4 protein-coding genes and 4 tRNA genes are annotated in these 6,426 nt (G+C 62.0%); 5 read left to right on the top strand and 3 right to left on the bottom strand.

What is annotated here, in order from left to right:
• The 3 genes from Q319_RS28890 to Q319_RS0122020 form a co-directional block, all read right to left on the bottom strand.
• Positions 1–257, bottom strand: a 257-nt coding sequence (locus tag Q319_RS28890; protein WP_245619389.1) for a DUF6444 domain-containing protein, incomplete at its 3' end; no start/stop codon positions are given.
• Between the two features lie 158 nt (positions 258–415).
• On the bottom strand, positions 416–2,299 hold the full coding sequence (locus Q319_RS0122025) for an ABC transporter ATP-binding protein (RefSeq protein WP_029484559.1): 1,884 nt from the start codon (positions 2,297–2,299) through the stop codon (positions 416–418).
• Entirely contained in the window at positions 2,296–4,248 is a 1,953-nt protein-coding gene (locus tag Q319_RS0122020) for an ABC transporter ATP-binding protein (RefSeq protein ID WP_081846235.1), read from the bottom strand. Before Q319_RS0122020 ends, Q319_RS0122025 begins: the two co-directional genes overlap by 4 nt.
• Before the next feature lie 487 nt (positions 4,249–4,735).
• Here Q319_RS0122020 and Q319_RS0122015 point away from each other — a divergent pair.
• From Q319_RS0122015 to tuf, 5 genes are all read left to right on the top strand, one after another.
• Positions 4,736–4,811, top strand: a tRNA-Thr gene (locus tag Q319_RS0122015).
• Between the two features lie 45 nt (positions 4,812–4,856).
• Positions 4,857–4,942 (top strand) — tRNA-Tyr (locus Q319_RS0122010).
• A 20-nt stretch (positions 4,943–4,962) separates the two neighbouring features.
• Positions 4,963–5,035: transfer RNA gene (locus Q319_RS0122005), tRNA-Gly, on the top strand.
• 32 nt (positions 5,036–5,067) lie between these two features.
• A tRNA-Thr gene (locus Q319_RS0122000) sits at positions 5,068–5,142 on the top strand.
• A gap of 214 nt (positions 5,143–5,356) precedes the next feature.
• The coding region (gene tuf / locus Q319_RS0121995) for an elongation factor Tu (protein WP_029484557.1) at positions 5,357–6,426 on the top strand (1,070 nt) is incomplete at its 3' end.

Raw genomic sequence — 6,426 nt, 5'->3', positions numbered from 1 at the left:
CAGGGCTGCCCACAGCCGCACTGCCCAGTGACCGGGAGCGTCCTGATTTCATCAGGATGCTCACTCATTTTGAGCGTCTTGCCGGGATGGCCACGTTGCCCGCCAGAAGAGCGGTTGCTCTTCTGGCGCTCACTCTTGGGGACCCACGGTTTGTCCTGGCTGGGCGGTTGGCTAGAAGTTCGGCTTGTGGCGGCAAGGCGAGCTTCCAGGGTCAGCAATCGCAGTTCAAGCTCGTCAAGGCGAGCTTGAAGGATCAGGCAATTGGGGCAAAGAGCGTTCTTGATGCGCCTACTCTATCTGATTCCACTCCGCAAGTCCCCCTGCTGAGTAGTTACAAAAGATCATAGATTCTCAGCAGAGTGGACATGAAAAAGCCCCTCTCCGTGGGGGAGAGGGGTTAGGGTGAGGGGTCTCCTCAGTCCGCCGCGTCCGCCTGCGCGTACTGAAGGCGGTGCAGGCGGGCGTAGTAGCCGCCGTGTTCCAGCAATTCGCTGTGGCTGCCCTGCTCGACCACGCGGCCCTTCTTCATCACCACGATGCGGTCACAGTGTTCAATGGTACTCAGGCGGTGGGCAATGATCACGCTGGTGCGCCCCTGCATGACCTTGACCAACGCCTGCTGAATCCGCAGTTCGGTCTCGGTATCCACGTTGGCGGTGGCCTCGTCCAGCACCAGCAGAATGTCGGGGTTCTGGATCAGGGCGCGGGCGAAGGCCAGCAGTTGCTTTTGCCCGGTGGACAGCGTTGCGCCGCGTTCGCGCACCTCGGTCTGGTAGCCGTTTTCCAGAGACAGGATGTAGTCGTGGACGCCCACGTACTTGCAGGCTTCCACCACGCGCTCATGGGGGATTTCCTCGTTGTTCAGGGTCAGGTTGCTCTCGATGGTTCCGGCAAACAGGAACACCTCCTGCAACACCACGCCCACATGCTTGCGGAGGTCATGCTGCGCCAGATCACGCACGTTCTCACCGTCCACTTTCACGGCCCCGCGCTGCACGTCGTAGAAGCGGCTGACCAGGGCGGTCACGCTGGTCTTGCCCGCCCCGGTTGCGCCCACCAGCGCCACGCTCTCGCCGGGCTGGATGTGCAGATCGATGCCGCGCAGAATCCAGCGGCTGTCGCTGTCGGGCGTCTCGGCGGTGACGGTCTGATCGTAGGCAAACCACACCTGTTCAAAGTCCACCCGGCCCTCAAAGTTGGGCAGCGTTTTTGCATCGGGCTTGTCGGCAATCTCTTCCTCGGTGTCCAGCACGCCGAAGATGCGCTCGCTGGAGGCCATCGCCGCTTGCAGGGTGTTGAACACGTCGGCCAGATCCTGAATGGGCTGGAACAGTTGCTGCGACAGTTGGATGAAGGCAAACAGCGTTCCCACCGTGATCGCCCCGGCCACCACACCCGTCTGCAACGCCCCGTTGGCATCCAGGCCCACGCCCAGAATCTGCTGCGAGGCAAAGAACAGGATCAGGGCCACCGCCACCTGTCCCAGCACCGCCACCACCGGCATGAACAGCGAGAACCAGTGGACGCTGTTCTCGTTGGCGGTCAGCAGGGCGCGGTTGCTGTGATCGAAATCCAGCGCGCTGCGGCGTTCGCGCCCGAACAGTTGCACGGTCAGCATCCCGGTGATGTTTTCGTTGAGCTTGCTGTTCACCGTGGCCTGCTGCGTGCGGGTATCGCGGAAGGCGTCGCGCAACTTGGTGCGGAAGAAATTGGTGGCGAAGTACAGAATGGGCAGCACCGTGAAGCTGATCAGCGCCAGCCGCCAGTTCACGGACAGCATGATCACCACGTACACCACGATGATAAACGTACTCTGAATCAGGCTGACTAGCCCGTTGGTAATGAACTGGTTGATGGCGTCCACGTCGCTGGTCACGCGGGTAATCAGGCGGCCCACCGGGTTCTGGTCAAAGTAGGACAGTTGCAGGCGTTGCAGCTTGCTGAACACGTCGGCGCGGATGTCGCGCAGCACGTTCTGGCCCAGGTAGCCGATAACTAGGGCGAAGGCGTATTGCAGGCCGAATTGCAGCACCTTGAGGCCCGCGTACAGCAGCGCCGTCATGGTCAGGCCCCGGTACAGCACATCCAGAGAACCCACGTTTTGCAACGCCAGCGGTGTCAGGTAGGCGTCAATGGCATGGCGCTGGATCAGGGCGAAGATGGGCGAGGCCAGCGAGATCAGCAGCGCCAGCACAATCCCGCCGATCACCAGTTTCAGGTACGGCTGGACGTAGCGCAGCACGCGCCGCGTGAGCTGGGCGTCAAATTCCTTCTTGTAGCTGTCGTCGGGGGCGGTCACTTCAGCACCTCCTGACGGGTCTGTGTCTGATTAGGCTGTGTCTGATTGGGCTGTACCTGATTGCTCTGGGCCTCGCGGATGGCTTCCCGGCGCGCGGCCAGACGGTCTGCCGCCGCTTCGGGATCACTGATGGCGTCGTCGTCCTCGTCCAGATCGCTCGCCAGACGTTGCAGGCGTTCCAGCTCGGCGTAGTGGCCGTTCAGCTCCAGCAGCTCGTCGTGGCTGCCCTGCTCGGTCACGCGGCCTTCCTCCAGCACCACGATCCTGTCAGCGTGGCGCAGGGTGCTGATGCGGTGGGCAATCAGAATTACGGTGCGGCCCTGGCTGACTTCACGCAGGCCGTCCAGAATCTTGCGCTCGGTCTCGGTGTCCACCGCCGAGAGACTGTCGTCCAGAATCAGGATGGCCGGTTCGCGCACGATGGCCCGCGCAATGGCGGTGCGCTGGCGCTGGCCGCCCGACAACGTGACGCCGCGTTCGCCCAGTAGCGTGTCAAAACCGTCGGGAAAGCCCTCAATGTCTTCGAGCAGTCCGGCCAGTCGGGCGGCATTCCGCACCCGCTCGGGGTCAGGCTGCTGCGGAATATTCGGCGGCAGCGGCGCACCCACCACGCTCACGCCGGTCTTGACGGGGGGCAATTCCTGCTTTTCCACCCCGAAGGCGATGTTGTTGGCCAGGGTGTCCCCGAACAGGAAGGGTTCCTGCGGCACCACGGCCACCGCGTCGTGCAGCAGCCGCAGCGGAACCACGCGCAGGTCATGGCCGTCCAGCCGCACCACACCGGAGCTGGGGTCCATGCTGCGGGTGATCAGTTGCCCCAGCACGGTCTTGCCGCTGCCGGTGGGGCCGGTGATGCCCAGGAACGTTCCGGCGGGAACATGCAGATCAATATTCTTAAGCACCTCGCGGCTACCGTAATTCATGGACACGTTCTGGAAACGCAGATCACCGTCCAGCGCGCGAATGCTGGTGTCGGTGCGCCCTGGCACGTCCTGAACCTGGGCGCGGGCGTCGTACAGCTCACGCAGACGCAGCCACGAGGCCAATCCGCGCTGGGTCACGCCGGTGATCCAGCCGATCATCAGCATCGGGAAGGTCAGGCGTTCCAGCGTGCCCACGAACTGCACGAACATCCCCACCGTGAAGGCCCCGTTGGAGGTCAGGATCAGCCGCCCGCCCACCAGCAGGATCAGCGCGAAGGCCAGCCCCAGCAGCAGGCTCATGAACGAGCGCAGTGGGCCGTCCACCTTGGTCAGCGCGATGTTCCGCTTCAGCAGTTCCAGGTTCATGGCCTTGTAATCGCTGATCTCGCGGTCCTCGATGGCGTAGCCCTTGACCACCCGCGCCCCGCTGAAATTCTCCTGCGCCTTCCCGGCGATCTTGCTGTTCTGCTCCTGCGCCAGCCGGTGGCGCACGTTGATCAGCCGCGCCAGATACGTCAGCACACCCACGATGATGGGAACCACCGCCAGCACGATCAGGGTCAGTTGCCAGCTCAGGCTGAACATCACGGCGAACGAGGTCAGGAAGCCCGACACGATGTTCACGATCTGCCACGCGCCAAAGCCCAGCATTTCCCGTACGGCGCTCAGGTCGCCGGTCAGGCGGTTCATCAGGTCGCCAGTGCTGGCGCGATCGTAATACGGCTTATCCAGCCCTTGCAGGTGGGCAAAGATGTCGCGCCGGACCTCGTACTCGGTCTGGCGCGAGGCCACCACGATCATGCGGCGCATGTACAGCATGAACACACCCGCTGCCACCGCCGCCGCCACGATGCCCAGCGCGTACCATCCGGCCTGCGCCAGCGTGATGCCGGGCGTGCCGGGGTCACCGTCCCGCGCTCCTGTCAGACCGTCGATAACCAGCCGGATGAAATAGAAGGGCAACAGGTTGATGCTGTTGGCGAAGATGACCAGCACCATGCCGATCACGTACTGGCGCTGGTGCATTTTCAGGTAGGGCCACAGGGAACGCAGACTGTCCAAGAGAAAAACCTCGTTGGGTGACATGGTGGGCATGTCAGAAAGGGGGGCGAGAGAATCAGAGAGCGGGTCTGGGTCGCCAGAAAAGGCATTCAGAAACGACTCGTGCGCCGGACAGCATACGCCGCATGGCCCAGCAGGGAATGCGCCGAATGGCTCATACGCCAGGAACCGTCCAGGAACTGGCGTAAGCGGCCTGACCCATCCCCCGAGAAAATCCGCCCATCCAGGGCAGTTCATAGGTCACCCCTGTCGCGAGGGTGAAAAACCTGCGCCACACCACAGATTCAGGCGAGTGGCAAACAGATGGGCCAGCCTGTCAGTGTCCGCCCACACCGCTCCCGCCAGCAGGGTTTGACACCCTCTATAACCAGTGCTACTATTCCCAGCCGGAAGCGAACGCGCCTGCGTGGCCTCTTCCGCACCCAGATGGGACAGCTTCACCTTCGCTCAAGCCACCCTAGCTCAACTGGTAGAGCACCCGATTTGTAATCGGAAGGTTGTCGGTTCGATTCCGATGGGTGGCTCCACAGTCTTTCCAGGACACTGTCCACGGCTAGACTTTGACAACCTGCGGGCAGGTGGCCGAGTGGTTAAAGGCGACAGACTGTAAATCTGTTCACGTACGTGTACGGCGGTTCGAATCCGCCCCTGCCCACCAGCGTTTTACCTCTTTGTCCTGCGGGAATAGCTCAGTTGGTAGAGCGTCAGCTTCCCAAGCTGAATGTCGCGAGTTCAAGTCTCGTTTCCCGCTTTCTCCTTTACCCTCCGCCTTCTAGAACGTGCGCTTCTGTAGCTCAGTGGTAGAGCACTCCCTTGGTAAGGGAGAGGTCATCAGTTCGAACCTGATCAGAAGCTCCAGCAATCTTTACCCGAGTTCCACGGTTCAATAGAGGCGGCCTGCATATTTTTTGTGTGGGCCGCTTCTGATGAACCCCGCCGCGACAACGTGAGGCAAGTCTTGGCACAGGTCAGGCAGGCAGATACACTGTTCAGGCTTGCCCACCGCTGGACCTAAACAGCAAGGCAGACTTCATCTTCAACCCCATTCAGTCTTTTTCAGGAGGACATTAACATGGCAAAAGGAACATTTTCGCGCAGCAAGCCGCACGTGAACATCGGCACCATCGGTCACGTCGATCACGGCAAGACCACCCTGACCGCCGCCATCACCTTCACGGCTGCCGCCATGGACCCCACCATCGAAACGATGGACTACAGCCAGATCGACAAGGCCCCCGAAGAAAAGGCCCGTGGCATCACCATCAACACCTCCCACGTCGAGTACCAGACCGCCACCCGCCACTACAGCCACGTCGACTGCCCCGGTCACGCCGACTACATCAAGAACATGATCACCGGCGCGGCCCAGATGGACGGCGCCATCCTGGTCGTCAGCTCCGCTGACGGCCCCATGCCCCAGACCCGCGAACACATCCTGCTGGGCCGCCAGGTCGGCATCCCCTACATGGTTGTCTTCATGAACAAGGTCGACATGGTCGACGACGAAGAGCTGTTGGAACTCGTGGAAATGGAAGTCCGTGAACTCCTGAGCAAGTACGAGTTCCCTGGCGATGATCTGCCCGTGGTCAAGGGCAGCGCCCTCCAGGCTCTGGAAGTTCTCCAGAAGAACCCCAAGACCCCCCGTGGTGAGGACAAGTGGGTCGACAACATCTGGGAACTCCTGGACGCCGTCGATTCCTACATCCCCACCCCCGAGCGTGACACCGACAAGGCGTTCCTGATGCCGGTCGAAGACGTCTTCACCATCACCGGACGCGGCACCGTCGCCACCGGACGCATCGAGCGCGGCATCGTCAAGATCCAGGACGAAGTCGAGATCGTCGGCCTGCGCGACACCAAGAAGACCACCGTGACCGGCGTGGAAATGCACCGCAAGCTGCTGGATTCCGGTATGGCCGGCGACAACGTCGGCGTGTTGCTGCGCGGCGTCGCTCGCGACGACGTGGAGCGCGGTCAGGTGCTGAGCAAGCCCGGCAGCATCAAGCCCCACACCAAGTTTGAAGCCAGCACCTACGTGCTGTCCAAGGACGAGGGTGGACGCCACAGCGCGTTCTTCGGCGGCTACCGCCCCCAGTTCTACTTCCGCACGACGGACGTGACCGGTGTGGTGGAACTGCCCGA

Source organism: Deinococcus marmoris DSM 12784 (genome assembly GCF_000701405.1).
Classification (GTDB): Bacteria; Deinococcota; Deinococci; order Deinococcales; family Deinococcaceae; genus Deinococcus; species Deinococcus marmoris.
This window is presented reverse-complemented; position numbering and strand designations above follow the sequence as displayed.

Bases quoted from the DNA above. Each gene is read 5' to 3' on its own strand.
- Q319_RS0122020 (WP_081846235.1), bottom strand. From the start codon at position 4,248: ATGCACCAGCGCCAGTACGTGATCGGCATGGTGCTGGTCATCTTCGCC.